At 52.4% G+C, this 26889-nt stretch carries 22 protein-coding genes and 4 tRNA genes; 6 read left to right on the top strand and 20 right to left on the bottom strand.

Features of this window, described 5'->3' with window-relative positions; genetic code table 11:
- Positions 1 to 75: 75 nt before the first annotated feature.
- Positions 76 to 462 carry a VOC family protein gene (locus tag C4S74_RS01855; RefSeq protein ID WP_103993660.1) on the bottom strand — a complete coding sequence of 129 codons (387 nt, stop codon included), beginning with the start codon at positions 460 to 462 and terminating at the stop codon, positions 76 to 78.
- 208 nt (positions 463 to 670) lie between these two features.
- Entirely contained in the window at positions 671 to 907 is a 237-nt protein-coding gene (locus C4S74_RS01850; protein ID WP_103993659.1) for a hypothetical protein, read from the bottom strand.
- 211 nt (positions 908 to 1118) lie between these two features.
- Between C4S74_RS01850 and C4S74_RS01845 the strand changes: the two genes are divergently transcribed.
- Positions 1119 to 1310: a hypothetical protein gene (locus C4S74_RS01845; RefSeq protein ID WP_103993658.1), complete on the top strand. Its 192-nt coding sequence runs from the start codon at positions 1119 to 1121 to the stop codon at positions 1308 to 1310.
- 105 nt (positions 1311 to 1415) lie between these two features.
- On the opposite strand, the gene C4S74_RS01840 is transcribed toward C4S74_RS01845, so the two are convergent.
- Positions 1416 to 1616 (bottom strand): DUF4177 domain-containing protein, encoded by a 201-nt coding sequence (locus C4S74_RS01840; RefSeq protein WP_103993657.1) that lies wholly within the window; start codon positions 1614 to 1616, stop codon positions 1416 to 1418.
- A 1202-nt stretch (positions 1617 to 2818) separates the two neighbouring features.
- On the opposite strand from C4S74_RS01840, the gene C4S74_RS01825 reads away from it, so the two are divergent.
- Both C4S74_RS01825 and C4S74_RS01820 read left to right on the top strand, forming a co-directional pair.
- Entirely contained in the window at positions 2819 to 2998 is a 180-nt protein-coding gene (locus tag C4S74_RS01825) for a hypothetical protein (RefSeq protein ID WP_103993655.1), read from the top strand.
- 213 nt (positions 2999 to 3211) lie between these two features.
- Positions 3212 to 3284: transfer RNA gene (locus C4S74_RS01820), tRNA-Val, on the top strand.
- 104 nt (positions 3285 to 3388) lie between these two features.
- Here the strand turns inward: C4S74_RS01820 and C4S74_RS01815 are convergent.
- From C4S74_RS01815 to C4S74_RS01790, 6 genes are all read right to left on the bottom strand, one after another.
- The gene (locus tag C4S74_RS01815) at positions 3389 to 4330 is read right to left on the bottom strand and encodes an alpha/beta hydrolase (RefSeq protein WP_103993654.1); all 942 of its coding nucleotides are present in this window, start codon (positions 4328 to 4330) and stop codon (positions 3389 to 3391) included.
- 169 nt (positions 4331 to 4499) lie between these two features.
- Positions 4500 to 4585, bottom strand: a tRNA-Leu gene (locus C4S74_RS01810).
- A 6-nt stretch (positions 4586 to 4591) separates the two neighbouring features.
- Positions 4592 to 4665: transfer RNA gene (locus C4S74_RS01805), tRNA-Ile, on the bottom strand.
- Between the two features lie 131 nt (positions 4666 to 4796).
- Positions 4797 to 4873, bottom strand: a tRNA-Met gene (locus C4S74_RS01795).
- Between the two features lie 73 nt (positions 4874 to 4946).
- Complete coding sequence (locus C4S74_RS26350; protein WP_009671780.1) at positions 4947 to 5114, bottom strand: hypothetical protein; 168 nt, start codon at positions 5112 to 5114, stop codon at positions 4947 to 4949.
- 128 nt (positions 5115 to 5242) lie between these two features.
- Positions 5243 to 5773, bottom strand: coding sequence for a phosphatidylglycerophosphatase A (locus C4S74_RS01790; RefSeq protein WP_103993653.1), 531 nt, complete (start codon positions 5771 to 5773; stop codon positions 5243 to 5245).
- Positions 5774 to 5937: 164 nt separating this feature from the next.
- Between C4S74_RS01790 and C4S74_RS01785 the strand changes: the two genes are divergently transcribed.
- The gene (locus tag C4S74_RS01785; protein ID WP_103993652.1) at positions 5938 to 6450 is read left to right on the top strand and encodes a 2'-5' RNA ligase family protein; all 513 of its coding nucleotides are present in this window, start codon (positions 5938 to 5940) and stop codon (positions 6448 to 6450) included.
- A gap of 117 nt (positions 6451 to 6567) precedes the next feature.
- On the opposite strand, the gene C4S74_RS01780 is transcribed toward C4S74_RS01785, so the two are convergent.
- The 4 genes from C4S74_RS01780 to C4S74_RS01765 all read right to left on the bottom strand — a co-directional run bounded on the left by C4S74_RS01780 (position 6568) and on the right by C4S74_RS01765 (position 15238).
- A complete protein-coding gene (locus C4S74_RS01780) occupies positions 6568 to 8400 on the bottom strand; it encodes a hypothetical protein (RefSeq protein ID WP_103993651.1) in 1833 nt (610 codons plus the stop codon).
- A 26-nt stretch (positions 8401 to 8426) separates the two neighbouring features.
- Positions 8427 to 9695, bottom strand: a complete 1269-nt coding sequence (locus tag C4S74_RS01775) for an efflux RND transporter periplasmic adaptor subunit (RefSeq protein WP_103993650.1) — start codon at positions 9693 to 9695, stop codon at positions 8427 to 8429.
- A gap of 31 nt (positions 9696 to 9726) precedes the next feature.
- Positions 9727 to 12834: an efflux RND transporter permease subunit gene (locus C4S74_RS01770; RefSeq protein ID WP_103993649.1), complete on the bottom strand. Its 3108-nt coding sequence runs from the start codon at positions 12832 to 12834 to the stop codon at positions 9727 to 9729.
- 271 nt (positions 12835 to 13105) lie between these two features.
- Positions 13106 to 15238, bottom strand: a complete 2133-nt coding sequence (locus C4S74_RS01765; RefSeq protein WP_103993648.1) for a hypothetical protein — start codon at positions 15236 to 15238, stop codon at positions 13106 to 13108.
- A 260-nt stretch (positions 15239 to 15498) separates the two neighbouring features.
- Between C4S74_RS01765 and C4S74_RS01760 the strand changes: the two genes are divergently transcribed.
- Both C4S74_RS01760 and C4S74_RS01755 read left to right on the top strand, forming a co-directional pair.
- A complete protein-coding gene (locus tag C4S74_RS01760) occupies positions 15499 to 16869 on the top strand; it encodes a dipeptidase (RefSeq protein ID WP_103993647.1) in 1371 nt (456 codons plus the stop codon).
- Positions 16870 to 16936: 67 nt separating this feature from the next.
- Positions 16937 to 17443 carry a GNAT family N-acetyltransferase gene (locus tag C4S74_RS01755; RefSeq protein ID WP_103993646.1) on the top strand — a complete coding sequence of 169 codons (507 nt, stop codon included), beginning with the start codon at positions 16937 to 16939 and terminating at the stop codon, positions 17441 to 17443.
- A gap of 480 nt (positions 17444 to 17923) precedes the next feature.
- Here C4S74_RS01755 and pyrE read toward each other — a convergent pair whose 3' ends face one another.
- From pyrE to pyrR, 7 genes are all read right to left on the bottom strand, one after another.
- On the bottom strand, positions 17924 to 18565 hold the full coding sequence (gene pyrE / locus C4S74_RS01750; RefSeq protein WP_103993645.1) for an orotate phosphoribosyltransferase: 642 nt from the start codon (positions 18563 to 18565) through the stop codon (positions 17924 to 17926).
- 51 nt (positions 18566 to 18616) lie between these two features.
- On the bottom strand, positions 18617 to 19315 hold the full coding sequence (gene pyrF, locus C4S74_RS01745; protein WP_181024306.1) for an orotidine-5'-phosphate decarboxylase: 699 nt from the start codon (positions 19313 to 19315) through the stop codon (positions 18617 to 18619).
- Positions 19316 to 19473: 158 nt separating this feature from the next.
- Entirely contained in the window at positions 19474 to 22683 is a 3210-nt protein-coding gene (gene carB, locus C4S74_RS01740) for a carbamoyl-phosphate synthase large subunit (protein WP_103993643.1), read from the bottom strand.
- Entirely contained in the window at positions 22670 to 23848 is a 1179-nt protein-coding gene (carA, locus tag C4S74_RS01735; RefSeq protein WP_103993642.1) for a glutamine-hydrolyzing carbamoyl-phosphate synthase small subunit, read from the bottom strand. Before carA ends, carB begins: the two co-directional genes overlap by 14 nt.
- Positions 23849 to 23883: 35 nt before the next feature.
- Positions 23884 to 25176, bottom strand: a complete 1293-nt coding sequence (locus tag C4S74_RS01730; RefSeq protein WP_103993641.1) for a dihydroorotase — start codon at positions 25174 to 25176, stop codon at positions 23884 to 23886.
- Positions 25177 to 25302: 126 nt separating this feature from the next.
- Positions 25303 to 26214 carry an aspartate carbamoyltransferase catalytic subunit gene (locus tag C4S74_RS01725; protein WP_103993640.1) on the bottom strand — a complete coding sequence of 304 codons (912 nt, stop codon included), beginning with the start codon at positions 26212 to 26214 and terminating at the stop codon, positions 25303 to 25305.
- Positions 26211 to 26762, bottom strand: a complete 552-nt coding sequence (gene pyrR / locus C4S74_RS01720) for a bifunctional pyr operon transcriptional regulator/uracil phosphoribosyltransferase PyrR (RefSeq protein ID WP_103993639.1) — start codon at positions 26760 to 26762, stop codon at positions 26211 to 26213. Before pyrR ends, C4S74_RS01725 begins: the two co-directional genes overlap by 4 nt.
- Positions 26763 to 26889: the final 127 nt, after the last annotated feature.

The following is a 26889-nucleotide window of genomic DNA, read 5'->3' as shown; positions in this document are numbered from 1 at the left end:
AAACGCTGTCAACATCCGGTCAGCCTTCCGGTTTTCGCAGACTGCCGTGACTGAATTAGAACAGGCTTGGACAAATCAAGCCCGCGTGCTTTGGAAAAATTCCACCCATTCCCCGTCCGGCCCGTGAAAAAAGAAATAACGCGATCCGTTAGGGAGCGTTGTGATTTCCGTATCGATCATGACGACATCCGTCTTCCGGATCCGTTCAAATTCCGCTTCGATGTCGTCAACCGTAAAAGCCAGATGATGGACCCGGCCCTCTTCGGTTAATTTTCCGCCGTATCCTTCGATTAACTCGACTTCCGTTTCACCCTTGGCGTCAAAGCCAAGAAACGCAAGCTTCAGCGCTCCGTTGGTCACGGTATCTTTCAGCTTTAAACCCACCACGGATTCATAAAATGAAACCGATTTTTCCATACTCGTAACCATAACGCCTACATGCTCCAATTTTGTAACCGCCATTTGTTCTGCTCCTCTCGGTATGACAAGCTTCTTTCTGTCCTTATTTTGGGACAAAACAAAGCACGAAGCAAGTTTTCCTCCTCAAGTTTTTCGTTATTTTGGGCAGCACAAAAAAGCCGCTTCTCTTCATAGCGGTTTCTTCGGAAGTTTTTGATATCCACTCAAATAAAAAAAGACCGTACACATTAAAAAAAGCGCCCGGTGCGCTTCAATCGCCACCGCCGCCTCCCCCGTCTCCGCCTCCGGAACAATCGCTGCCTCCTCCGCTGCCGCTGTCACAATCCGAACCACCGCCCCAGAAGCTCCAGCCGGAATCCGTAGAACCGCTGCTGCCGGAATCGGAAGAATGATACTTGTTTTTGTTCCTTTTGGGCGGATTATACACGCTTGTGACCAATCTAAGGACAATAAAGACGATTACGGCGGTCCAGACTATCATTATCATAATTTTTCACCCTTTCTCTTGTTCTTCCTTCTGTTTTCATTATAAAATATCTTTCTGCTCATTGCAACATAATTATCTGAAAATTTAGATAATTATACCGGGACGGTTTAAATTAGCTCCGTAACGGTTAACTTAAAGAGACGAAACCGGTTACCGGATTTGTCACGGCTCAGAACCGTGCCTTTACTTTATTTCGAAGGGAGTTTTCTACATGGACAAGCGATCGAACGATGATGTCGGCATCTATAATGAAACTTCAAATACAGCGGGCGGGATCAATACTCCTCCTGACCGCGAGGACAAAGCCGCAACCGATCCCGTGAGCGATGTCGTCGAGGAAATTATGGACAATATTTCAGGCGAGCATCCGACCGGGCCTTCTTCCGAAAAACCGTCAAAATAAGCGCTAATTGACCGAACAGCGGACTTTTCCCGTTTTGATAAAAAGCCCTCCAAACCGTTTTTAAGCGGCAGGAGGGCTTTTTACGAGAAGCACAGGACGTCTATGCTAATACAGCTTTCTTTTAAATACACAAATGACTTCTTTGGAAGATCCTTGATGCTGGCTTGTATCAAAGCAGGAGATCAGCTCCCAGCCTTGCGCTCCCATTTCGTTGAGGTCTTGATCAAACTCGTCAAGATCCAATTTCCCGCCTACAAAAAACCCTTTTGTAAAAAATTTCAACGTCTGATATTCCCAGCGTTCCATCTTCTTTCTTCCTTTCTCTTTATAAATGTGGCCGCTTTCCGGCCGCCTATTTTCTCCACCGCCAGTCTAAGCGATAAAAGGGCAAGCACGACGGTCAGCGGCGTCATAAACAGCTTTTCCGGACCTGAGATCGAGGTCAGATTACCGGCCGTGTTCAGCAGCATGAAAGCGAACAGCACCCACACCCTTCCGCTCTCGTCCAAATGCTAATGCTAAATAATCAGCCGAATCCCTATTGTCAGCTTAAATCACCTACTCACCATAATCAATCCTATTATTCTTGCCTGTCAAAAGCTCGCAAACCTATAGAACGGTTGTGCCAGTGGCGATTGATTCAGGGGTTCTTCATAAATGATGACTTCGCCTTTCGTCTCGTCCACACCTTTCCTCATAAACAACATAGAATATATCATCTCAAAAGGAAGGGTGATAGATTTGGCCAACAAAGACGTAAGGCTTCAATTATTCTCCGGCATTAATTTTACTAATCGGCGGATTGTTTTTAGACGTGGAGGTGTAGCGATTCGGGATTTAGGTGCGTTCCGTTTCGATAACATCCTTTCCAGTCTACGTCTCAGAAATGTTTCAACTACAGATTCAGTGACACTTGTTCTATTTTCACGGATTAACTTCCAAGGATCCGTCCGCGTATTTCGCGGAAGTCAAAGTGTGTCCAATTTGGGAAGCTTCGACAATCTGACTTCTTCTCTGATTTTAGTAGGACGCAACCTCACTAACTCGCAGATTCAACAGATTCAAATTACCGGTATTCCTCCTCGCGATATTTTGGTAATCAGACAATAACAATTGATGTAAACTTTAAAACAAGTTTAGCTATTTCGCCGAAATCGAAGGTTCGCAGAAATTAGCATTTAATAACCTCAACAAATAATAAAAAGCAGGGACTGCGCTCCCCTGCTTTTTATTTTCGTCAGCTACGTTTGCACTCGTCTCCTCCTACCAACTTCTAAACACCAGCATCCGAGTAAAAAGGAGATTCATATTGCGGTCGTTTCGTCCTCGTTTTACTGACAGCATGTAAGCCATACCCTCGTCAAACCGCCAAGCTTCTCGCATAAGCAGTACATAATTTTATCCGCATGATCCTTCTCATGTATTTCTGTAATTATTCTATTAATACAACTTAAATTATCTATACATACCAAAATCTGTTTTATATAATAAAACCGGAGGTGATAACCATGTATAGCAATATGACTGATAATTTTTTGATCTATGACCGCGAGCACCGTGGTACGGACTATGACCCGGATATTTATAACCGTTACAAACAATTTTTAATTTTTATTGGTTTTGATCCTGCCGAGGCAGAGCTAGAGGTTGCCTATTTTATGAATGCCGTCTTTGATACGATGGACTGAGGAAACTCAGTCTGTCATCCCATGATCGCCGGTGAAACAGTCGTCGCCCAAGACTGATACGAAAATTCGTATCCATACCTAATTCATATCAAATTCAAATTCCGGATGTTTATTTTGTAAGATGTAAATGTTTTATGAAAAAGTGTTGACAGTGTCGAGAATTCTTGGTATTATACTACTTGTCACTAAGACAACTGAAGATTTTACAAACATGACTTGATAGCTCAGCTGGGAGAGCACCATCTTGACAGGGTGGGGGTCGTCGGTTCGAGCCCGGCTCAGGTCATACTAGAAAAACCCTTACTCTGTAAGGGTTTTTCGCCGTTTATAGGGTCTTTAACGATCCGCCCCATTACCTCAAAAAAGGTCCCTCCCGGGACCCCTAATTGTTTACTCCGTCGGTACCACTCTGCTTTTCAGAAACTGCAGCGTATGCTCGATAGCCTGCTCCAGCTCCGCGGAAGTGCCCGCAAACGGGTGAACGGTATTGAACGAATGATTGGCGCCGGGAATTTGAATCCACTGGACTTTCGGCTGGTTCTCGACAAGCTTTTCCGACCCTGCTCTCAGATTCGCGTGATCTTCTTCACCCTGTATGAGCACTACCGGAAAAGCTGCTCCCCGCATCCGTTCCAGAATGTTAAACTCCTCCTTGCGGGCCTCTATATCGTCCAGGATGACCTTATCGAGCGGCATCTGCTGCTTGGTCCTCACGTTGGCGATATAAGTGCGCCCTTCCCTGTGCAGCTGCTCCTTAGCGGCTTCGTCGAAAATATCCACCTGCGTTATTCCGTTCCAGCTGATAACTCCGGCGATCTCCGTGGGATGATCCAGCGCATAGATCAAGCTTACGCCCGCTCCGCGGCTGTGACCGAGCAGGAAGACCGGAAGCTTGTTGACCGGATTGGCCGAGCCTCTATGCTGATGCTCCTCGCTGGAAAGATTAATTCCCCTGCTGTGGTGAGGGTAAAAAACTACAGGCTTCTCCCGATCGGATTTCAGCAGCTTGTTTTTAAAATCCCATTCGTCCGTCAAGACGGAAATGAGAGTCGACAAGTCGTCCAGCTCACGACTGTACGTGTTTTTCGCGAATTTTTCCAGTTCACTGAACGACTGCCCGTCCTCTCCCACTCCGTTATGTGTAAAATCGAAGGTAATGACATCCACATCCTGGGCCAGTTTCGCCGCCGCGTAAGGGAACATCCCCCAGTTCTTAAATCCCTTAAAACCGTGCGAGACAATGAGAATGCCCCTTGCTATAGAAGACGCCGGATAAAAATCTCCGCGAATGACATTGCTCTGATCCATTACGATCTCAAACGGTATCGCCATGGTAACGCCTCCCCGCTTATTCACTTATTTGTCTACTTAATACCCTTACCCGTTATACAGCCATTTGTTAACAGGAAAAATAAACTGCAAAAAACTCCCTTGTCTCATTCTGCGGTGTGCATAAGTGAAAGAAGGGAGTTTTCTGTTAGTTTCATCGTTGTTGCCAAGATGCCGAAGACCGGACTCGAACCGGTACGATAGTCACCTACCGCAGGATTTTAAGTCCTGTGCGTCTGCCAATTCCGCCACTCCGGCTTATAATGGGCCCTGAGGGACTCGAACCCCCGACCAATCGGTTATGAGCCGACCGCTCTAACCAACTGAGCTAAGGGCCCGGATATGTAATGTATGGCTGAAAACAGGCAAAAAAAATTTGATATATTGCGGGGGCAGGATTTGAACCTGCGGCCTTCGGGTTATGAGCCCGACGAGCTACCGGGCTGCTCCACTGTCCTTACCTATGAATTGGTTGCGGGGGCAGGATTTGAACCTGCGGCCTTCGGGTTATGAGCCCGACGAGCTACCGGGCTGCTCCACCCCGCGTCAGTAATTAGCAATGTCGTATAGCGACAAAAATAAATATACAACACAAAGTATGGTTAAGTCAACACTTTTTTTAATAAACCGAGTACCTGACACCGAAACGCCCTTTTTTGGATTTGAAAACTTCGACTTCGGACGGGCATTCATAGCCGTAAATCCACCAGTCTTCCTCCATCCGTTTGGCAAGGACACCTGCCTGAAACTTACTGTCGTACAGCTTTACCCAATATACCCACTGCATGGTCCTCACTCCGTTGATGATGTTATTGGCCTAGAAATAGCATATCCAAAAAGGCATTCGCTTATTTGAAGGCCAACACCGTCAGCGTAATTTTTCATAAAAAAAGAAGCAAGGTGCGCAATTTACACCTACTCGTTGTCTTCATCGGGTTCTTCCCGTTCGTTTTCATCCCTGCTCCTATGGGCAATTCTTCCCGAAGCGGCCGAGGCAATAGCGGCTACCAGATCATCGAGAAAGGTATGCACGGCACCGCCGCTCTTCGTATCCAGCCGTTTGATCAACCCCGTCTTTTCTTTGTCCAGGTAGCCGAAAGTCGTGATGGCAATGCTGCCATAGCCGAAAACGGAACCGATTGCGAGCGTTTCGTCGCACCCGAATAAACTCTCATCCGCTACCAGGATGGATTGAAGCGGTTCTGTGAGCTTTTTCTGCTCGGCCAGCATATCAAGTTCGGTTCCGACCAGAATCGCGTGCTGAAGCTCTCTTTTGCCCAGTACGGCCTGAATGGACTGCATGCACGTATCCATCGATAAACCGGGATGATAGGGCGCCTGCATGGCGTATACGATCTCTGCAATGTCTTCCAGGTCCGCTCCCCGGTCGGCCAGCCTTTGCATTACGACTTTTTTAATTTCCCGGCTGTGAACTTGTCGTCTCACGGTCTTCTCCCCTTAAACTTTCACGATATGTTCAGTATATGACTTTACATATGGCGGGGTATGGGCTTGCGCGGACAATGTATCGCCTTAAAATGAAATTGTTAGGAGCCTGCAAACACGGTATAATAAGAACTAGTCGACCATAATTTAGGGAGGGATTCCATATGATGTACGGCATCGCCATTCTTCCATCCGCAGAGATTAAGGAGTTTGCCAACAGTTACAGAAAAAGGTTCGATCCTTATTATAGGGTGATTTCGCCCCACATTACGGTTCGTGAGAAAGAAGATTGGACCGAAGAGCAGCTGCAGACTGCCGTCAGTCATCTGGAAGATTTGAGCCGCACCGTGTCTCCTTTCCAGCTTACATTTAACCGGTTCAGTTCATATTTTCCGGTCAATAATGTCATCTACCTGGCGCTGGAACAAGTGGAGCCGGTCATCGATCTTCACGACAAGCTTTGTACGGGCCCTCTCTTGGAAACGGAAAAGGCTTACAGCTACCATCCTCACCTGACCATCGGACAGAAACTGGGAGCCGATGAGCTGCACGACGTACTGGCCAGCGTAAAAAACACGCCTGTGGATTTTTCGTTCAACGTGGAAAGCATTGATTTGCTAGGCAAACAGGAGAACGGTGAGTGGACCGTAATCCGCTCATTCCCTCTTCAAGGGTAACGAACGCTTAATAGAAAAAGGCCTTCCGGCTAAACCGGAAAGGCCTTTTTTAGGTTATGGGAAGCGGAAGGACCGCCCTACTTGTACGGCCCGTCGCCACAGCCGCCGAGCTTCCGGCTACTGTTTAAAGGTGGTCAGAAGACGCTTCGCCGTCTCCCCTTTATCGTTCACGAAGGATTCATACACTTTAACGGTAACAGGGAAATCCAACTGCATGGAATCCGCATTAAAATTAATGACATTAGCGCCTTTTTGCAGCTTGTTTTCTCCTACAAACGGGCTCTTGACCGAATTAATGAGGGTACCGCCGTTATCATACATATCGAATTGCAGCTGGGAGAATGTACGATCAAGCAGGACGTCCTTCTCTTGTTCGATATCCAATAGAAGCTTCAGGCGATAATTGTAGTTTTGCTGCTGGTTGAACATCGCGGAAATTTCCCAGTTGTTCACTTTCACGGTCAAAGGATACAGCTTGAGCACATCCTTGGATTCCGGCTGTGGCTGTAGTTTTACATTGTAGGCCGTCAGAAGAGATTTATACGAAGCCCCCGCTTCCGCCGCACTACCCTGCGCATCTTGTGCTTTCGTGTCTTGCGCCTTCGAATCTTGCGACTTGGCGCCGGCAGCTTGTGCCGCTCCTGCAGCGGCGGCTGTTCCGTGAGTTTCATACAAGGCAAGCTTCAGTCCTTCTCCCGATTCGGAAGCCGGAACCACATACGAGTAAGTTACGACATAGGAGGCGTTTGGAAGCACGCGCAGAGTCGTCGTTCCCTGTCTGTTTCCGTTGTACGTATAGCCGTCGCTGCTGATGAGGTCTGTCGCAAACGCAGGAACGTTAAGCGGACCGCCGGATTTATTCGTCAGCTTAAACTTGGCGATAGCGGTATTAAAGCCGTCATCCTCATTTTGCTCCATGTGAAGCTCCACAAGGGAAACATCCATATTCGGGTGAATCAGCCCGTTAAGCGGGTCCATCTTCATGGCGTCACCGAAAGCGTAAGCCCCCTGTACCGGCAGGGCATCGGCCTGCTTGGCCGGCAGCATGATATGAACGCGGCCCACGTTGTACGTGACCGGCTTCTCCTGCGCGTCAATATATTTCTCCGCGGTGACCACATTAAGAGCTTCCAGCTCTGTATTCAGTTCGGTAGGGATGACAAAATGAATATATTTCTTTTCGCCCGGCTCAAGCGAAAGCGTCGATTCTGCCCGGTTGCTGTCATACGTCTGCAGCCCGCTTTTGCCTTCCAAGGCGATGTCCGGAAGGGTCTGACGTTTGGTCGACGGGTTCGTTACGAGCACCTGAACGACCGAGTTCGTTTTCGTACCGACCGTGTCACGGCTAATATTCGTGGTTTTGAATTCCAACGGCGTCTGCAAAGTAGGAATGGTGAAGGCTTCTCCCCATTTCTTCACGGAAGCGGAAGGAATTTCGGACGTTTCCGTTCCGTTCCATACAAGATCGCTTACGGGAACGCTGAGCTGAAGCGTTTCTTTTTTCGGATACACGTAAACATCGATATCTACCCAGCGAAGCTCGCTAAGTTCTACGCCTTCTCCGCTGTCAACCGTGGCCAGGTAGCTGAGCTCAACCTGCGATTTGGGTTGAATGGAGCGGGAACTTCCCAGACTTGCCTGAAGACGGAATTCAACGCCGTCCTTCGTCTTCATGCGCACTTCATACTCGGGTACGCGCACGACTTTCGAGCTTGTGTTTTTCATGCGGACAACGGCACCCAGACGGGTCCCGTCCGCTGTTTTTTCGTTTAAGACGCTTTTCATTTCAACCTGCAGATCGTTCGTTAACTTATAAGCGGTCGGCGCTGAAGCCGGTGCTTGTGCGGGTGCTGGCTTTCCCGCTTCTGCCGCAAGTGCCGGAACGGCGCTTGCGAGCAGAGCGGCGGACAGAAAGACGGACGATACGGTAGTTTTCCATTGGCTCTTCACGGTATTCTCCTCCATGTGTACCTTTGTTAGTTAGCTGCGGCTGCTGTCGTGACTTTTTCTTTATCTTTCAGCTGATGCTGGCCGGAAATGACGATCTGATCGTTTTCGTTTACGCCGGAAATCACTTCCTGCATCGTTTCCTTCAAACGGCCGAGCTGGATTTTGCGCTTTTCGACGGTGTCTCCGTTCAAGACGAATACGAAGGACTCGCTTCCTTCCCTCACGATACTGAGCGTCGGGATAGCCGTCACCGTCTGCTCCGCCTCGTCGGTCAGCTGAACCTGGACTTTCTGTCCGGGCTTCAGCTTCTGGTCGGCGTTTGGAACTTCCAGCTCCAGCGTATAAGCTTTCGTCTGTGAATCGAGCACATCCGAAATATACTTAATCGGTGCTTTCGTCAATTCCGTCGTACCCGGCACATAGAAATTCAGTTCTTTTTTGTCGCGCACCAGATTAACGGCTTCTTCCGTCAAATCGGCTTTGATGAGAATCGGATTCAGCTGCTGGATGACTCCGGCTTTGAACCCCTGCACAACCGTCATCCCCGATTCAACTGGAAAATCCGTAAGCACCCCGCTCACGGGTGCCTTCACTACCGTATTTTCCAGGTCGCGTTCCGCTTTCTTGACACTCAGACCGGACGTTTCGATCGCGACTTGGGCAGCGGCCAGCGAATCCGTGTTGTCCAGCGTTTTACGCTTCTGTTTCAGGGTACTCAAATCAAGCTTAAGGCTGTTGAGCTTCGTTTCCTCCTGCTCCAGCTGGATCTTCGTGATCGTTCCTTCATCGTAATCGTTGCGCATTTTATTAAAATTCTTCTCGGCATCCCTGATCCCCTGCTCGGCTTTGACGATATTGTTGTCAAGGTCGGTCTTCGCGTTGGCCAGTTCTTCTTTAGCCTGCTTAAGCTGAGCCTGGGCGCTCTTGATGCCAAGCTGTCCCTGTTCCTTCTGCAGCTGCAGATCGGAAGGGTCTATGCGGAACAGAAGCTCGCCTTTCTTAACCATGTCGCCTCTTTTTTTGTATACCTGCTGGACATCTCCGCCTGTTTTCGAAATAACATCCAACTGGACGGAAGAGATGACATTGGCAACCTGCTCAAGCGGGTCCGATATTTTTTCTTTCGTCACTTTGACGGTTTTTACCGTCTTAATCTGAGATTCCTGGCCCTGTGTGCTGTCCTGAGGACCAGCCAGCGGTTTGTTCGAACAGCCGACGGCCAAGGCCGTAGTAAGGGCGACAATGCCTACCAGTTTCGTGCTCTGCTTTACGATCGTAGCTAAAGGACGTTTCATCAGTTGTACTCTCCTCTTCTCTTTGCTTGACTCAGGATTTTGCCGCAGGGACCGCATCCACCTTATTTTTCTTTGGTTTACGGTGGAACGCGTTCGAGCTTCTGCGTTTAAAGGATTCGATCAATTCATAAATGATAGGTACGACAACGAGTGTAAGCACTGTGGAAGTGACAAGCCCGCCGATAACGACGACCGCCAACCCTTTGGAAATAATGGTCCCCTTGGACATTCCGAGTGCAAGCGGCATGAGCGCAAACACAGTCGCTCCCGCGGTCATAATGATGGGACGAAGACGAGTCATCCCCGCACTGATAAGGGATTCCCTGACCCCGATTCCCTGCTCGCGAAGCTGCTGTACCCGGTCGATCAGAACGATCGCATTCGTCACGACGATTCCGATCAGCATAAGGAATCCGATGAGAGAAGTGATGTTAAGCGATTCTCCCGTGATCAGGAGGCCGAACAATCCGCCAATCACCGCCAGCGGTAATGAGAACAGAATGGCAAAAGGAGCGCTTGCGTTCCCGAATGCGAGAACCATGACCAGATAAACGATAAAGATGGACGCGCCCATGGCAGCGAACATTTCCGAGAACCCGGAAGCGATATCGTCGGATACCCCTTTCACTTCACGGCTTACGCCGGAAGGAAGCTCCAGCGCGTTTAATGTTTCAGCCACCTTACCGCTGACTCCGCCTTTATCCGCACTTTTGATCTTGGCCGTTACTTTCAGCGTTTGGGTCTGATTTTCACGGGTGATGGCTGTAGGAGCATCAATCTGCGTGATCTTGGCGATTTCATTCAGTTGAACCGTCTGACCCGTCGGTGTTTTCAGCAGAAACGTGCCGATTTTACTCACCGAATTTTTGTACTGGGGATCAAGCTCCACTTTGGTCTCATAAGTAACATTGTCAAACTTCAAGTCGCCGAGTTTGCTCACTCCGATCCAAGAGTTGACCATTTCAAGCACCTGGGCGGAGCTCAGTCCGTACAAACGCGCTTTGTTCTGGTCGACCGTGACTTCGACTTCCGTTTTGGAATCGCTGAGACTGTCCTTCACTTCATACAGCTCGGGGAATTCTTTCATTTTCTCTTTAACCTGGGCGGCTGCCTGCTTCAGATACAGCATATCTTCGCCTTTCAGGGCGTATGAGAAATCCGTGCTGCTTCCGCCGGCGCCCGCGGCAATCAGCGCACCGTCGACCTCGGAGCCTTTGGGAAGTTCATATAAGATTTTCTCTTTGTAAGCATTGAAGACCTGCTCGGCGTTGCTGTTTTCGTTCGCTTCGGTAAACATCATCGTCCGGTACGGCGATACATCGCTGCTGAACGCGTAGCCCACCATTGACTCATTGTATGTAAACTGCGGATTGCCCGAAGCGTCTTTCGCTTCCCTCATCATCTGCTCGAGCTGTTTGGACTTTTCATCCATCGTCTCGATTGACGTGTCGTTCGGCATCTTAATCTGGAAAATCATCTGCCTTGCGGACTGATCTTCCGGCATGAACGATACGGCAAGCTGCGGTATGATCAGCACCAGCGAGGCAACGAATAGAATTCCCGAGAACAAAAGTGTCTTGATCCGGTTGTTCAGGGACCATTCCAACGCTCTTTTGTAAACCATCGCAAATTTGCCGACATGATTTTCGTCGTGGTTGCCGAGTTTTTTACTTTTCAGCACCAGCAGTTTAGCTAGCATCGGAATGACCGTCAGCGCCACGAGAAGCGAGGACAGGAGCGCGACGACCAGCGTAAGCGCGAAGGGACGGAATACTTCGCCGATAACCCCGCTTACGAATGCGATCGGACCGAAAACGCCGACCGTCGTGATCGTCGAAGACGTAATCGCCGAGGCTACTTGAGCGGTAGCCAGCTTGATGACGGATTCTCCGCGCTCCTGAGCTTTTTGAAGCTGGCTGTAAATATTTTCGATAACGACGATACTGTCATCCACGACGCGTCCGACCGCAATGGCCATACCGCCAAGTGTCATGATGTTGAGTGAAATATTAAGCGGCACCATCATCAAGAGCGTAATTAGAATGGATAATGGAATCGAGACCAAAACGATGAGGGTCATCCGAATATTTCTAAGGAAGAGCAAGATCATGACCGAGGCAAGCAGGGCGCCCATGCCGCCTTCCTGCACCATCCCGTGAATCGATTTTTTGATTTCCACCGCTGAATTATAAACGGATTTGAATTTTACGCCCGGCAGAGTTTGTTCCCATTTTGCCATCAAAGCGTCGGCTTCGTCCGCGAAGTTTACCGCGTTGGCCGACTTCGTTTTGTACAGCTGAACGCCGATCGCCGGTTTGCCGTCCAGACGGGTGATAAACTGGGATTCGCTGATGGCTTCGATTTTGCCGAGATCCTTAAGCTGGAGCACGCTGCCATTCGGCGTCGTGAGCGTCAGGTTGTCAAGGCTGTAAATCGTGTCGATCTGGCCCGTCACCCGCACCATCTGGGTCGTACCGTTGAATTCAACGGTTCCTGCAGGACTTGCCGACAAGGCGGCCCGAATGCTGTTCGAGACATCCGTCGGGGTCAATCCATAGCTGTTGATCGTGTTTTCATTAAGCTTAATGGAAAGAGTCGCTTCCTGGTTGCCGACGGAGTCGACATGGTCGATGCCTTTGATTGTATTAAAGCCCGGTAAAATCGTGTCTTTGTAAATTTTATCAAGCTCCGTCTGATTCATGCCGTCATTGCCGTATACCGCCAGGTAATAAACCGGCTGGGATGAGAATCCTTCCGTCAGCACCTTAGGCTTCTCAGCCTGCTGCGGGAGCTTGACGTTCGAAACCAGCGCCTCAAGATCCTGCTTGGCACTCTTAGGCTTGATGTCCTGGTCGAGTTCGATCGTAATTTGCGAATAATTATCGCTCGACGTAGACGATATGTTTTTGATGCCGTCAAAACCGGCGACCGCTTTCTCCAGCGGCTTTGTAATCTGGTCCAGCACATCTTTCGGCGGTGCCGTGTACTGGGTGGAAATGACCACCATCGGAAACGAAATATCCGGCATGCTTTCCACCTTTAGTTTAGTCGTGGCGAAAATGCCGCCTGCAAATACCAGCAGCATAATAATAAAAAGCGCCGCCACGTTTTTCATTGAAAAACTAGTCATTTTGTTCATCCACTCTACTCCTCCGCACCGATTGAACAATCTCTCTTGAAATTGGCAGCCATACCCATTCTTTTCCCATCATAAACGGTAAAGGTTAAAAAAATATAAACTGGCTTATTTTTTTGCAATGATTTTTCTCTCCTGCTCTTTCCTGCCTCACTGCCTCCTACCGTTTTGACGACGAAAAAGAGGTGTCCACTTCAACAGATACGGAAAAACATAAAAAAAGTTCCATCGGGTGATGGAACTTTTCCTGTAATACCTGCTATTCTCGATAAAATTAGTCCGAATATGTAAACCAAGTAAAGCTTTGTTTGGCCAGCAGCTTCCGCTGTCCCTGGAATTCATGATAGACGCTCAGATGGAATTTATCGAGGAACCGCTGCTTGTAAATCAGGTCCGCGTCCTGAATCTGGATAGTGAAGTTTTCTTTCTTGCCGATTCGAAGTTCGTTGTCGGTTACCTGTTCGGCCGATTTGCCGTCGTGCGGCTCCCAATTTTTAAGCTCATACGCTTTCTCAAACGATTTGCTGCCTTTATAATCTTCAAACACGAGAACGAGCCTATGCCCTTCGGGCGCGGTTTCGGTCAAAAGCTGCTTGCGGATGTCATAATCAAATTTAAGGGTGAGCACGTCGTTGTTGATGGACGTATTGATCCGACTCATGGACACCGTGTACGGGAATAAAGTGATGTCTTTCAGCTTGTCCTTCACATCCTTCTTCTCTTTGGGCAGCGCGAACGTCACGGGTCTTACGTAAGCATCCGTTTTAACGTTCTGCTGGTTTTCTTCCTGCTTGCCGTTTCCGGTCTCCAGGGTCACGGAATCACCGATGAGCAGACGGACATTCTCCATATCCGTGCCTTTGGGCAGTGCGGCCCACACGTTTAGTCTCGCCTTGCCTCCGGGCGCTACCGTTTTCTTGATCTCGGATACGGAAGCCGGGAATACGGTGCCGTCTTTCAGCTGAAAATGAGCAGCTAAGCCGGTGACCGGCGCAAACCGTTTCTCCGCATTTTCAATCTCCAGCTCGGCCGAAACGATGCTTCCGCTCAGGCCCTCGTAGGAATTGATCTCCGCAACCGTATACTGCGCTTTGCGGCCGATTTCTTCCCGGGCGTATTTCTCGCCTAGTCCCACAAACGGCAGCTGCTGCAGATCGGGCTTGGCGGTCAGCTCCAGCAGATCGTTTACCTGCGTGTCGCTTTCTTTCTCCTGGATGACCAGCTTGACTTCCTTAAACGCATACGTATACGGGATTTTACCGAGCGCTTCGACGGAAAGGGAGGCGCCCGGATCGATACCGATCACTTTGCCCGTGCGGACCAGCTTGGCCTCCACTTTCACGGCATTATCCAGCAGGAAGTAAGCCGTCATATCGGGAATCGGAAGCGACTGCTCCCCTTTGTTCGACAGCGTAACGTTAGCGGTCAAAATATCCTGGTCTTCCCACGGAAGACGGTAGATGCCTCCCAGCTTGGCCGTGTAAAGTCCCGACTTGTTCATAAACTGCGTTTCCCTGCCGGCCTCACCGCCGGCAGGTTTACTGACGGCGGGAAGCTGGTAAGCCGCCAGCAGCGTGTTGAACTTCAGCTCGGGATGAATCCGGGTAATGACAAGCTCCCAGCCCTTCTCTCCGGCTTTAAGCGGAATAGCCCCCGACAGCTGGACGGTTTTCGTTTCCTTCGGGCTGATTTTCAAATCCTTGGCGTTCTTCGCATCCAGCGGATACAAAAGTCCTTCGGGCGTACGAACCGAAAACTGGACTTCCGGCAGCGTAAGCGCCGCGCCCCCGATGTTCTCCAATTGTAGGCTTATCGCGGGCAAGTAATATTTCTCGTTCTTCCCGTTTGTAAACTTCTCCGTCGATGCGCGCAGTTCGCTGCTGCCCACCTGGAAGTCGGCATTCTGCCCTGTCGGTGTTACACCCGTGTAGGAAGCCGGCACGGAAACTTGTCCGAGAACGCGCTCGGAATTCGGCTGGCTGAAATCCCACTTGATAAACTGAACCTGCAGATCCTGAAGCTTTTCTCCGCTCCCTACTTTGGCGTAATAAGACACCTGCCCCGAAGAACGGGCGCCGATTTTGTTCGTTTCTTTGTCTTGGGGCATCAAGCGCACCGTGTATGTATGGCCCGTTTTGCTTTTGAGCCGGACCCAATAGTCCACAAGGGGTAAATCCGCAGCGCCTTTGTTATAAACGCCGACCGTGAACGTGACGATATTGCCGTTCTGATCCGGCAGCAGCTGGATATTCTGAAGCTCGAACGAGGCCGAACCGCCTGCCGCCACAGAACCGAGAGCCGCTTGTCCGGAAGCTGCCGCAGCAGGGGTTGCCGCAAGTACTCCTCCGGTGCTTAATGTCAGAATCAGCGCCAATGCGGTCGCACGAGCTGCCATTTTGTTACGCATATTTTCCACCTCAACCCATGATTTAAATACGGCCGGCAAGCCTGTTGCCGGAGTCCGGATGAAAAGATTTCCATCCTGTTTCCACTTAGTAAGACGATTGAATCTCCGGGAAGTTTCTTTTTAGGCAAAAATTATTTTTCCTCCCTCAGTTCCGGCGGTACCTTTCCTTATTGAAAGAATTTGCAGGATTTTAAACGAAAATGGGGAAATTATTGAGGATAGCTTTTTTAACCCATTGTCAAAAAAGGAGTCCTGCCATCATGAAAGCCAAAACCGAATCTTATGCGTCCCAGCATAGAGAACGCCATCTTGAAGAACTGAAAGAACTGCTCCGAATTCCGAGCATCAGCACATTGTCCGAGCACAGGAAAGACGTTCACCGCTGTGCGGAATGGCTGTCCGGCGCCTTGACCCATGCGGGTCTGGAGCATGTAGAGATCATGCCGACGGCAGGACATCCTATCGTATACGGAGACTGGCTGCATGCACCCGGAAAACCGACCATCCTCGTTTACGGCCATTACGATGTCCAGCCTGCCGATCCCTTGAACGAATGGCAATCGGAACCGTTCGAGCCCGTCATCCGGGACGGCAGAATTTACGCGCGCGGAGCGACCGACGATAAAGCCCAGCTCTGGATTCACGTCAAAGCGGCGGAAACGGTCCTCAAAGCCGTCGGCAGTCTGCCGCTCAACATCAAGTTTCTTTTCGAAGGGGAAGAAGAAATTACGAGTCCTTCCCTCGCCCCGTTCGTAGAAGAGCATGCGGAGATGCTTAAAGCGGACGCCATCGTCATTTCGGACAGCCCGATGCTGGAAAGAGGCAAGCCCGCCTTGCTTTACGGGCTTCGCGGCGTCGCCGGCGTCGAGATTGAAGTTCTCGCGGCCAGAAACGATCTTCACTCCGGTTTGTACGGCGGCGGCGTGCCGAATGCCGTTCATGCGCTCGCAAGTCTGCTGGATTCCTTCCATGACGAAGAAGGCCGTGTCACGGTGGAAGGCTTTTACGACCGTGTTATCCATCTGACGGAGCAGGAGCGCAGCGAGCTGGCTCGCGTCTCGCAGGATGAGCGCAAAATCCTGGAGGATTTGGGTCTATCCGAGCTTTACGGCGAGAAAGGGTATACGTTCACCGAACGCACGACGGCACGGCCGACTTTGGAAATAACGGGTATAAGCGGGGGTTTTGCCGGCGAAGGCATTAAACCGATCGTTCCGGCGCGCGCGTCGGCCAAAATTGCCTGCCGGCTCGTTGCGGATCAGCGCCCCGAGGAGATTTTCGAGCTGATCGAGCGTCATGTGGCGGCCCGCACGCCAGCCGGTTTGAAGGCTTCGGTCAAAAGAGTGCTGCAGGGCAACCCTTTCCTGACGCCAGCCGATCATCCGGTTATGGTAGCTGCGGCTGCGGCGCTCGAAGAGGCTTACGGAGAGAAAACGGCGCTCACACGGGGCGGCGGCTCTATCCCGATCGTAGACGTTTTCGAGCGTCTGCTTCACGCTCCCGTCGTTATGATGGGCTTCGGGCTTCCGGATGAAAATCTCCATGCCCCCAACGAGCATTTCGATCTGGATAACTTCGATAAGGGCCTGCAGGCCGTTTGCGGCTTCTGGGGAAAATTGGCAGACCAATAAAAATGCGGCTTAGCCCTGATAACCGTGATAAAATGTAGGGATCGCACACGAAAACGGAGGAACAGGTATGCTGCAGGATACTTACAAGCTTAGAGACGCCGTACCGGCGGATCTTCCCGCCATCGTACACATTTACAATTTGACTATTCCGGGAAGAATGGTTACGGCCGACCTTGAACCGGTGACTGTTCAGAGCCGGGAAAACTGGTTTGCCGAGCACAATCCGGAAACCCGCCCGATCTGGGTGCTTGAAAAAGACGGTAAAATCTGGGGCTGGCTTAGCTTCCAGTCTTTTTACGGGCGGCCCGCCTACAACGGCACCGCAGAAGTGAGCATTTACCTCGACGAGGAATGCCGCGGCCGCGGTCTGGGACGTTATCTTCTGGAAAAAGCCATCGCCGCCTGTCCGGAGCTCGGCATCAAAACCGTGCTCGGTTTTATTTTCGGGCATAACGCGCACAGCCTTGCTTTATTCGACCGTTACGGCTTTGCCAAATGGGCCGAGCTGCCGCGGATCGCGGAACTGGACGGAATCGAGCGGGATCTGATTATTATGGGCAAGCGCGTAGGCTGAGTCCGACAGCGAAATTGGTGTGCCCCGGCACCAGTGCTGTCTCCCATGACGGCTGTTAACCGCGAAACCGGCTAAGCTTTTGCGGTAACAAAGGACACAACCACGGGTACCTTATCCGCACAAAACCAAAAAAAGACCTCCAACGCCGCATATGACGGATAGAGGTCTTTTTTTTGGCTGGGAACGGATTTCACGTCACGCACAGCTCCCGTTGCACGGTATCGTCGCGTGACGTTCTTTCATTAAAAGCTAAGCGCCGCCGGAAATTCCGCTGCTTTGCTTTTCCGCAAAACATCCGATAATCCGGCCGGCAAAGGGTAGCCCGTTTGCGCTGCAGAGAGACCTGCTCTCAGAACCCGCCAGTGATGCGGCCTATGCCGGCGATGTTCCGGCTTTATGCCGCCGGGTGCCAACGGACCGCAGTTCAGCCTTATCCGCAGTCCCGTCTTACCGGCTCTCGTTTCTGCTTGCCTTACCGCATTAAACGCCGTAAGAAGCGGGATCTTGACGCCAGGAGCGGAGCAGCTCCAGATCATTCTGGGCGATGGCCCCTTGTTCCACGGCTACTTCAAGAAGCTTGGAGTAGTTGGTCAGCGTATCCAGCGGAATACCTGCTTCGGCAAACGCCTGAATGCCTTTGTCGAGCTGATAAGAGAAAATGGCCAGAACCCCCAGCGCCTGACCGCCGGCTTCGTTAACGGCCAGCGCCGCCTTAAGGGAGCTGCCGCCCGTCGAAATCAGATCTTCGATGACGATGACCTTCTGCCCTTCAGCCAGTGCGCCTTCGATCTGATTTTGCTTGCCGTGGCCCTTGGCCTTGTCCCGCACGTAAATCATCGGAAGCCCGAGCTTCTGGGCAACCCATGCCGCATGCGGTATTCCGGCCGTCGCCGTACCCGCGACTACTTCGGCCTGCGGATATTCCGAGCGGATTTTAGCCGCAAACGCTTCTGCGATCGCATCGCGGATTTCCGGGTGCGACATCGTCAGACGGTTATCGCAGTAGATCGGCGATTTGATTCCCGATGTCCAGGTAAAAGGCTCGTGCGGACGCAAAGCTACCGCCCCGATCTCAAGCAGGGAAGCCGCTATTTCACGTTCTGTCGATTGCGCTGTATTCATGTCCAATCACTCCGTTCCTGTGGTTAAGGTTTTGCGTTTATAGGGTGAGGCTTATTTTAACTCCAGGGAATCCAAAATCTGTTCCAGCGCCTGGCGCGGATCCGGTGCAGCCGTTATCGGGCGGCCGATTACCACATAATCCGTTCCGGCCGCGAAAGCTTCGGCAGGCGTCATAACCCGGGTCTGGTCACCCAATGCAGCCCCCGCAGGCCGGATTCCCGGGGTTACCGTAATAAAACCGGCGCCGCAGGCTTCTTTGACGGCAGACACTTCCAGCGGTGACGCGACGACACCCTGTAGTCCCGCCTGATGAGTCAAACGCGCATAACGGACAACCGCTTCCTCGACCCGGCCGGCAATGCCGATTTCGTCATTCAGCATCGCTTGGCTGGTGCTTGTCAGCTGTGTAACCGCAATGACTTGCGGACGTTTCGCCGCGCCTCCGCCAAGGGCTTTGTCCACACCTTCCAGCGCGCCTTCCATCATCTTGATGCCTCCGGCCGCATGAACGTTGAACATGTCCACTCCAAGGCGCGTCACGCTTTCGGAGCCGCCTTTGACCGTATTCGGAATATCATGCATCTTTACATCCAGAAATACGTTGTAGCCCTCGTCCTTCAAACGAGCTACGAAATGGGGTCCCGCAGCGTAAAACAGCTGCATTCCCACCTTCATGTAACACGGAATTCCCCGAAGTTCCTGAATGAGCGTGTCAGCCTCGGCTGCTGACGCGAAATCCAATGCTACCATAATCCGTCCGGCAGACTGCGCTCTTGCGGTTTCCACTTCAGCATTCTCCTCTCAAATGGCGGTTCCCTTGCAGGTGTTCATAAGGAGGGGATGTTACGCTTCCGGCCTTTGCAGGCCGGTTATGCGCACATCCCCTGATTGGTTTGAACCTCGTCCGCTTACGCGTATACCGGCATAGAGCGCGACGAGAAGTTGATCGCTTCAAGCATATGAAGCAGGGCACGGACCGTGTCGAGCGAGGTCATGCAGACAACACCGTTTTCTACCGCTTCGCGGCGGATGCGGAATCCGTCGCGCTGAGGCGTTTTGCCCTTCGTCAAGGTGTTGACGACAAAGTGAGCTTCTCCGCTGCGGATCAGATCCAGAATATTCGGCGAGCCTTCGCTCAGCTTGTTCACCGTTGTGACCGGAACGCCGGCGGCTTGAAGTACTTGAGCCGTACCGCCTGTCGCGATGATTTTGTAACCGAGACGCTGGAATCCGCCGAAAATTTCCACGGCCTCTTCCTTGTCTTTGTCCGCTACGGTAGCGATGATGGCTCCGGCGGCCGGAATTTTCATTCCCGCGCCGATCAGGCCCTTGTAAAGTGCCTTCGCAAAGTTGACGTCGCGTCCCATAACTTCGCCCGTCGATTTCATCTCCGGTCCGAGCGTCGTGTCTACGCGGCGCAGTTTGGCGAAGGAGAACACCGGCACTTTAACCGATACGAAGCTGTCTTCCGGCCAAAGACCGCCCTGGTAGCCCATTTCGGTAAGTTTCTGGCCCATGATTACCCGTGTAGCCACATTGGCCATCGGAATGTTCGTCACTTTGCTCAGGAACGGAACCGTACGCGAGGAGCGAGGATTTACTTCGATCACGTATACCTGCTCGTTGTGGATCACGAACTGGATGTTAACCAGACCGACCACTTGGAGTTCCAGACCGATTTTAGTCGTGATTTCGATAATCTGGTTTTTGATCGCATCCGAAAGCGACTGCGGCGGGTACACCGCGATAGAATCGCCGGAGTGAACCCCCGCACGCTCTACATGTTCCATAATGCCCGGAATGAGCACCGTTTCTTTATCGCAGATCGCATCGACTTCCACTTCTTTGCCGAGCATGTAGCGGTCGATCAGTACCGGGTGTTCCGGGTTGATTTTAACCGCGTATTCCATGTAGCTAAGAAGTTCTTCGTCGGAGTAGACGATTTCCATGGCGCGGCCGCCTAACACGTAGGAAGGGCGGACAAGCACCGGGTAACCGAACTGAGCAGCCGTTCCTACCGCTTGGTCCACGGAAGTAACCGTGCCGCCCGGAGGCTGTGCGATATCGAGCTTGCGGAGCAGAGCTTCGAACTTTTTGCGGTCCTCGGCTTTATCGATGCTTTCCAGGTCACTGCCCAGAATGCGCACGCCCGCTTTGGAGAGCGGTGCAGCCAGGTTGATCGCCGTCTGACCGCCGAATTGAACGATAACACCGATCGGCTTCTCGCGTTCGATAACGTTCATCACATCTTCGAAGAAGAGCGGCTCGAAGTACAGACGATCCGACGTGTTGAAGTCGGTGGAAACCGTCTCCGGGTTGTTATTGATAATAACCGCTTCGTATCCGGCAGCCTGGATGGCCCATACCGCATGAACGGTGGAGTAATCGAATTCGATCCCTTGACCGATCCGGATAGGTCCGGAGCCAAGAACGACAACCTTTTGTTTCTCGGTTTCCAGTACTTCGTCTTCCATCTCATAGGTGGAATAGTAGTACGGTGTAGTCGCTTCGAACTCCGCGGCGCAGGTATCAACCATTTTATAAACCGGTTTGATGTTCTGGTTCAGACGGTATTCGCGGATTTCCGCTTCCTTGGCGAATGTGCTGCGGCCGGCGAGACTGCGGATTTCGGCGATGGCACGATCCGTAAAGCCCATCCGTTTGGCGTCGTAAAGCACTTCGTTATCAAACTCTTCCGAAGCGATTTCCTGTTCGTACCGGATCATGCCGTCCAGCTTGTGCAGGAACCACCAGTCGATTTTGGTCAAGTCTTGAAGCTGCTCGATGGTGTAGCCGCGGCGGAAAGCTTCGGCCAGCAGGAAGAGACGCTCGTCGTCCGGCTTCTGCAGGCGCAGCTCAAGAGTTTCCTGATCAAGCAGATCGGTTTCTTTAAGGAATAGGCGGTGTACACCGATTTCCAGGGAGCGGATCGCTTTGTGAATCGATTCTTCGAAAGTACGGCCGATGGCCATCACTTCGCCCGTCGCTTTCATCTGCGTGCCCAGCTTTCGGTTGGCGTTGATGAATTTATCGAACGGCCAGCGCGGGATTTTGGACACGATGTAATCGAGCGTCGGCTCAAAGCAGGCGTACGTTTGGCCGGTAACCGGGTTTACGAGCTCATCCAGCGTGTAGCCGATTGCGATTTTGGCCGCCATCTTGGCGATCGGGTAGCCCGTCGCTTTGGATGCAAGCGCCGAAGAGCGGCTTACGCGCGGATTTACTTCGATGACGTAATATTGGAAGCTGAACGGATCCAGGGCGAACTGGACGTTACATCCGCCTTCGATGTTCAGCGCGCGGATAATTTTCAGAGATGCCGAGCGGAGCATCTGGTACTCGCGGTCCGAAAGCGTCTGGCTCGGAGCCACGACGATGCTGTCTCCCGTGTGAACGCCGACCGGGTCGAAGTTTTCCATGTTGCAGACGACGATACAGTTATCGTTGGCGTCGCGCATGACTTCGTACTCGACTTCTTTCATGCCCGCGATGCTTTTCTCAACGAGACACTGGGAAATCGGGCTGTAGCGGATACCCGATGATACGGTTTCCACGAGTTCTTCCTCGCTGTGGCAGATTCCGCCGCCCGTACCTCCGAGTGTATAAGCCGGACGAACGATGATCGGATAGCCGATTTCGTTGGCGAAGTCAACGGCTTCCGGCACAGTCGTTACGATGGTGCTGTCCGGTACAGGCTGTTCCAGCTCGCGCATCAAATCGCGGAACAAGTCGCGGTCTTCGGCTTTCTCGATAGCGGTGAGCTGAGTGCCCAGCAGTTTCACGTTCTCCTGTTCCAGAACGCCTGCGCGTGCAAGCTCCACCGCCATGTTCAGTCCCGTTTGTCCTCCGAGTGTCGGAAGAAGTCCGTCCGGACGCTCCTGGCGGATGATCTGGGTAACGAAATCAAGCGTGATCGGCTCGATGTATACTTTGTCGGCCATGTTTGTATCGGTCATGATCGTTGCCGGGTTGCTGTTGATCAAGACAACTTCAAAGCCTTCTTCTTTAAGAGCCTGGCACGCTTGTGTGCCGGCGTAGTCAAACTCCGCAGCCTGGCCGATGACAATCGGTCCGGATCCAATCACCAGAATTTTTTTGAGCTTCTCATTTTTGGGCATAGTGAAGTTCTCCTTTCGACGTGCTGTCAGTCTGCTCGGCTTTCCAGGCGGCAAGCATTTGCGCTTGACGCGGAGCCTGCGGGTTGTCGGTATGATGCGAGCGGATCATCGTCAGGAAATCGTCGAACAGGTAGCTCGAATCGAAAGGTCCCGGAGCCGCTTCGGGGTGATACTGGACCGAAAATGCCGGATATTGGTTATGTTTAAGTCCTTCGATCGTACGGTCGTTGTTGTTGATGTGAGTCACGGTCAACTCCGTACCGGCGATGGATTCTTCTTTAACGGTATAGCCGTGGTTCTGGGAAGTGATGTAGCAGCGTCCGGAAATGAGATCCTTCACCGGGTGGTTGCCGCCGCGATGGCCGAACTTCAGCTTCTCGGTGTCCGCTCCGCAGGCCAGGGCAAACAGTTGATGGCCGAGGCAGATTCCGAATACAGGCACTTGTCCCAGAAGCTGGCGGACAGTCTCTACCGCATGCGGGACGTCCTTCGGGTCCCCGGGGCCGTTCGAAAGCAGGACGCCGTCCGGCGCCAGGCGCATAATTTGCTCCGCCGTCGTGTCCTGAGGTACAACGACCACGTCGCAGCCGCGCTTCGTGAGGTCGCGGACGATTCCGCTTTTCGCTCCATAGTCCACAAGAACTACACGCTCGCGGTTGCCCGGCGCGCTGAAAACATGCGGCGTCGATACCGTCGATACTTGCGTGGTCATAAGCGGAGTCGTCTGCAGCATTTCCTTTAATTCTTCAACCGAGCGGTCAGAAGTGGTCAGCAGACCTTTCATAACGCCGTGATGGCGGATTTTACGGGTCAGCATGCGCGTGTCGATATCGCTGATACCGATAATGCCGTATTCTTTGAGCAGGTTACCCAGTGTATACTGCGCGCGCCAGTTGCTTGGCGCCTCTTCGTGCCGGCGTACGACAAACCCGTGGACAAACGGTCTCACGGACTCGAAATCATCCCGCGAGATGCCGTAGTTTCCGATCAGCGGATAGGTCATTGTCACGATTTGCCCGCAGTAGGACGGGTCGGAAAGTACCTCCTGGTAACCCGTAATTCCCGTATTGAATACTACTTCGCCGACCGAATCCCCTTCGGCTCCGAACGATTTACCCGTAAAAAGCGTTCCGTCTTCCAGCAGCAGTCTTGCCTTTGCCTTCATGCCCCTCAGCTCCTTCTCTATATGTTTCGTGTTGTCTATTCGTTTGTTTCCGTCCAGGCGATTTTGCCTCCGACCATGGTCAGCACCGGCCAGCCTTTCAGCTTCCAGCCCGTGAACGGCGTGTTGCGGCTCTTGGATAAAAATGCCGCCGGATCCACTTCTTTTTCGGTTTCCAGATCGACCAGCGTAAGGTCCGCGTCGCTTCCGACCTGCAAGCGTCCGGTTTCCAGTCCGAACACTTCGGCCGGCTTGGACGTCATCCGTTCGATCAGGAAGCCCAGCGACCATTTGCCTGTCGCGACAAACTTTGTATACAGCAGCGGGAAGGCCGTTTCAAATCCTACGATTCCGAAAGGCGCAAGCTGCATGCCTTTGGCCTTCTCTTCGTCGCTGTGCGGCGCGTGATCGGTCACAATGATGTCGATGGTGCCGTCTTCCAGCGCTTCGATCACCGCATCCACGTCCCGTTTGGAGCGCAGGGGCGGGTTCATTTTCCAGTTGGCATCCATCCCGGGGATATCTTCTTCGGAAAGGAGCAGGTGATGCGGGCAAACTTCGGCCGTTACCTTCACGCCGATCTGCTTGCCCAGCCGGATCAGCCGTACGGATTGCTCCGTGCTTACATGGCAGACGTGATAGTGTACGCCCGTCGCTTCCGCCAGCAGGATATCGCGGCCTACGTGGATCGCCTCCGACTCGTTCGGAATCCCCTTCAGCCCGTTCTTGTCGGCGAACGTTCCTTCGGAAACCGGAGCACCGGCTACCAGCGTCTCGTCCTCGCAGTGGGCGACGATCGGCATGCCGAGTTCAGCCGCCCGCTTCATCGCGTCTTTCATCATCCGGGCGCTCTGCACCCCGACTCCGTCATCCGTAAACGCCACGACTCCAGCGTCTTTCAAAGCTTCGAAATCGGTGAGTTCGCGTCCTAGCTGGTTGCGGCTGATGCATCCGTAAGGAAGAACTTTCACGCCGTTCCCTTCGTTTTCCGCTTTCCCCTGAATGAGCTTAACCGTTTCGACGGTATCGATTACCGGCTTCGTATTCGGCATGCAGGCGATCGTGGTGTAACCGCCCCGTGCCGCGGAGCGGGTGCCGCTGGCGATCGTTTCTTTGTGTTCGAAGCCCGGTTCGCGCAAATGCACGTGCATATCGATAAAGCCCGGAGATACAAGCTTGCCTCCCGCTTCTATAACCTCATGTCCGGTAGTGTCGGGGAGCTCCTCCCCGTTTGTGATCGCCGCGATTTTGCCGTTGTCCACCAGCACATGACCGGTCGTTTCCTTACCGGAGGCGTCCAGCATTTTTCCGTTTAAAATCCACATTCCCATGCCGTTTTCCTCTCCTCTATAGAAAAGCGGGTAGCTGCTCTCGCCGTTTGCCGCTTCTGATTTTGTTCCATTCGTCCACGCCGTTTTCACTTTGCGGCCGTTTTTATGCTTCCCTCACGAACCGCTTTAGCTGAGTGTCCGTTCGATTACGGCCATGCGGACGGGTACGCCGTTATGAATCTGGGTGAAAATTTTGGAACGGGCGTGTTCCACCAGCTCGTCGTCAAGCTCCACGTTCCGGTTGACCGGAGCCGGGTGCATGATAATCGCGTGCGCCGGCATCTGCTGCAGCCGCTCCATCGTAAGGCCGTATTGGGCGCGGTATTCTTCCGCGGAAGAGATCATGCCCTTCTCGTGCCGTTCCAGCTGGACCCGGAGCATCATGACCACGTCCGCCTGCAGCGCTTCTTCCATCGATACGTAAGGAGCGTAAGCGGCAAACTCGGGCGCCTGCATGTTGGCTGGTGCGCAGAACTTCACGTTCGCTCCCATTTCGCGGAGCGCCCACAAGTTGGAGCGGGCCACCCGGCTGTGCAGAATGTCTCCGACGATGGAGACCGTAAGACCCCGCAGTTCGCCGAAGTGGCGGCGCATGGTGTACAGGTCGAGCAGCGCCTGCGTCGGATGCTCGTTGTTGCCGTCCCCGGCGTTGATCAAGGGGACGCTGATTTTCTCCGCGAGCTCGGCCAGCAGACCGACCGGCTTCAGCCGGATCACGCCCGCGTCGATTCCCATCGACTCGAGGGTCCGGACCGTGTCGTAGATCGACTCGCCTTTCTGTACGCTCGATTCCGCCGCGGAGAAATTCAGCACCTCCGCTCCCAGTCTCTTCTCCGCCATTTCAAAGGAGAATCGGGTCCGCGTGCTGTTTTCAAAAAAAAGATTCGAAACAAAAGTTCCCTTCAACCGGTTCGTTACTTTATCGGGATGATTTTCCCAGAAATCCGCGCGATCCAAGATTCCTTTGATTTCAGGAGCGCTGACCCCTTTCAGTCCGATGAAGTGATTCGCTGTGCGTGTTTTGACGGCTCCCATCATTCGTTCCCCCTCTGCTGCTGTATAATGACCACCCGGTCATGCTCGTCTACTTCTGTCAGGTGAACTTCGATTTTCTCAAGCTTAGAGGTCGGCACGTTCTTGCCCACATAATCGGGCCGGATCGGCAGCTCCCGGTGTCCCCGGTCCACGAGTACCGCAAGCTGGATCATCTCGGGTCTTCCCAGGTCGATCAGAGCGTCCAGCGCGGCCCGCACCGTACGGCCCGTAAAGAGCACATCGTCGAACAGGATGACCTTCTTACTCTGAATGTTCAGGTTATCTCCGCCGGCCACCGTCTCCACGGACCGTACCTTCACCCGGTCGTCGCGGTAGGAAGTAATATCGATCTCCCCGACCGGAACCGGGACGCCTTCGATTTCCTGAATTCTTTCCGCCACCCTCTGGGCGAGATAGATGCCCCGTGTACGGATTCCGATCAGCATACAGTTGCCGACTCCTTTGTTCTTCTCCAGTATTTCGTGGGCAATCCGGGTCAAAGCCCTTCTTACTGCCATTTCATCCAGCAGCACATGCATGTGTTCGCTCATGTCGACTGCCTCCTTCTGTCGGGTACGTGTTTCTCGAATTTCGGCCATAAAAAAACCTCCTTGCTCCGAAGGCAAGAAGGTTAGCGCATGTGCAGAAACAGACGGGTGCTTGGAACCGGAGGAAGTT

The sequence above is a fragment of the Paenibacillus sp. UNC499MF genome, assembly GCF_900107975.1.
GTDB lineage: Bacteria > Bacillota > Bacilli > Paenibacillales > NBRC-103111 > Paenibacillus_F.
This window is presented reverse-complemented; position numbering and strand designations above follow the sequence as displayed.

Coding starts and splice junctions, on each gene's coding strand:
- C4S74_RS01855 (WP_103993660.1), bottom strand. CDS start 462: ATGGCGGTTACAAAATTGGAGCATGTAGGCGTTATGGTTACGAGTATG.
- C4S74_RS01850 (WP_103993659.1), bottom strand. CDS start 907: ATGATAATGATAGTCTGGACCGCCGTAATCGTCTTTATTGTCCTTAGA.
- C4S74_RS01845 (WP_103993658.1), top strand. CDS start 1,119: ATGGACAAGCGATCGAACGATGATGTCGGCATCTATAATGAAACTTCA.
- C4S74_RS01840 (WP_103993657.1), bottom strand. CDS start 1,616: ATGGAACGCTGGGAATATCAGACGTTGAAATTTTTTACAAAAGGGTTT.
- C4S74_RS01825 (WP_103993655.1), top strand. CDS start 2,819: ATGTATAGCAATATGACTGATAATTTTTTGATCTATGACCGCGAGCAC.
- C4S74_RS01815 (WP_103993654.1), bottom strand. CDS start 4,330: ATGGCGATACCGTTTGAGATCGTAATGGATCAGAGCAATGTCATTCGC.
- C4S74_RS26350 (WP_009671780.1), bottom strand. CDS start 5,114: ATGCAGTGGGTATATTGGGTAAAGCTGTACGACAGTAAGTTTCAGGCA.
- C4S74_RS01785 (WP_103993652.1), top strand. CDS start 5,938: ATGATGTACGGCATCGCCATTCTTCCATCCGCAGAGATTAAGGAGTTT.
- C4S74_RS01775 (WP_103993650.1), bottom strand. CDS start 9,695: ATGAAACGTCCTTTAGCTACGATCGTAAAGCAGAGCACGAAACTGGTA.
- C4S74_RS01770 (WP_103993649.1), bottom strand. CDS start 12,834: ATGAACAAAATGACTAGTTTTTCAATGAAAAACGTGGCGGCGCTTTTT.
- C4S74_RS01765 (WP_103993648.1), bottom strand. CDS start 15,238: ATGCGTAACAAAATGGCAGCTCGTGCGACCGCATTGGCGCTGATTCTG.
- C4S74_RS01760 (WP_103993647.1), top strand. CDS start 15,499: ATGAAAGCCAAAACCGAATCTTATGCGTCCCAGCATAGAGAACGCCAT.
- C4S74_RS01755 (WP_103993646.1), top strand. CDS start 16,937: ATGCTGCAGGATACTTACAAGCTTAGAGACGCCGTACCGGCGGATCTT.
- pyrE (WP_103993645.1), bottom strand. CDS start 18,565: ATGAATACAGCGCAATCGACAGAACGTGAAATAGCGGCTTCCCTGCTT.
- pyrF (WP_181024306.1), bottom strand. CDS start 19,315: ATGGTAGCATTGGATTTCGCGTCAGCAGCCGAGGCTGACACGCTCATT.
- carB (WP_103993643.1), bottom strand. CDS start 22,683: ATGCCCAAAAATGAGAAGCTCAAAAAAATTCTGGTGATTGGATCCGGA.
- carA (WP_103993642.1), bottom strand. CDS start 23,848: ATGAAGGCAAAGGCAAGACTGCTGCTGGAAGACGGAACGCTTTTTACG.
- C4S74_RS01730 (WP_103993641.1), bottom strand. CDS start 25,176: ATGGGAATGTGGATTTTAAACGGAAAAATGCTGGACGCCTCCGGTAAG.
- C4S74_RS01725 (WP_103993640.1), bottom strand. CDS start 26,214: ATGATGGGAGCCGTCAAAACACGCACAGCGAATCACTTCATCGGACTG.
- pyrR (WP_103993639.1), bottom strand. CDS start 26,762: ATGAGCGAACACATGCATGTGCTGCTGGATGAAATGGCAGTAAGAAGG.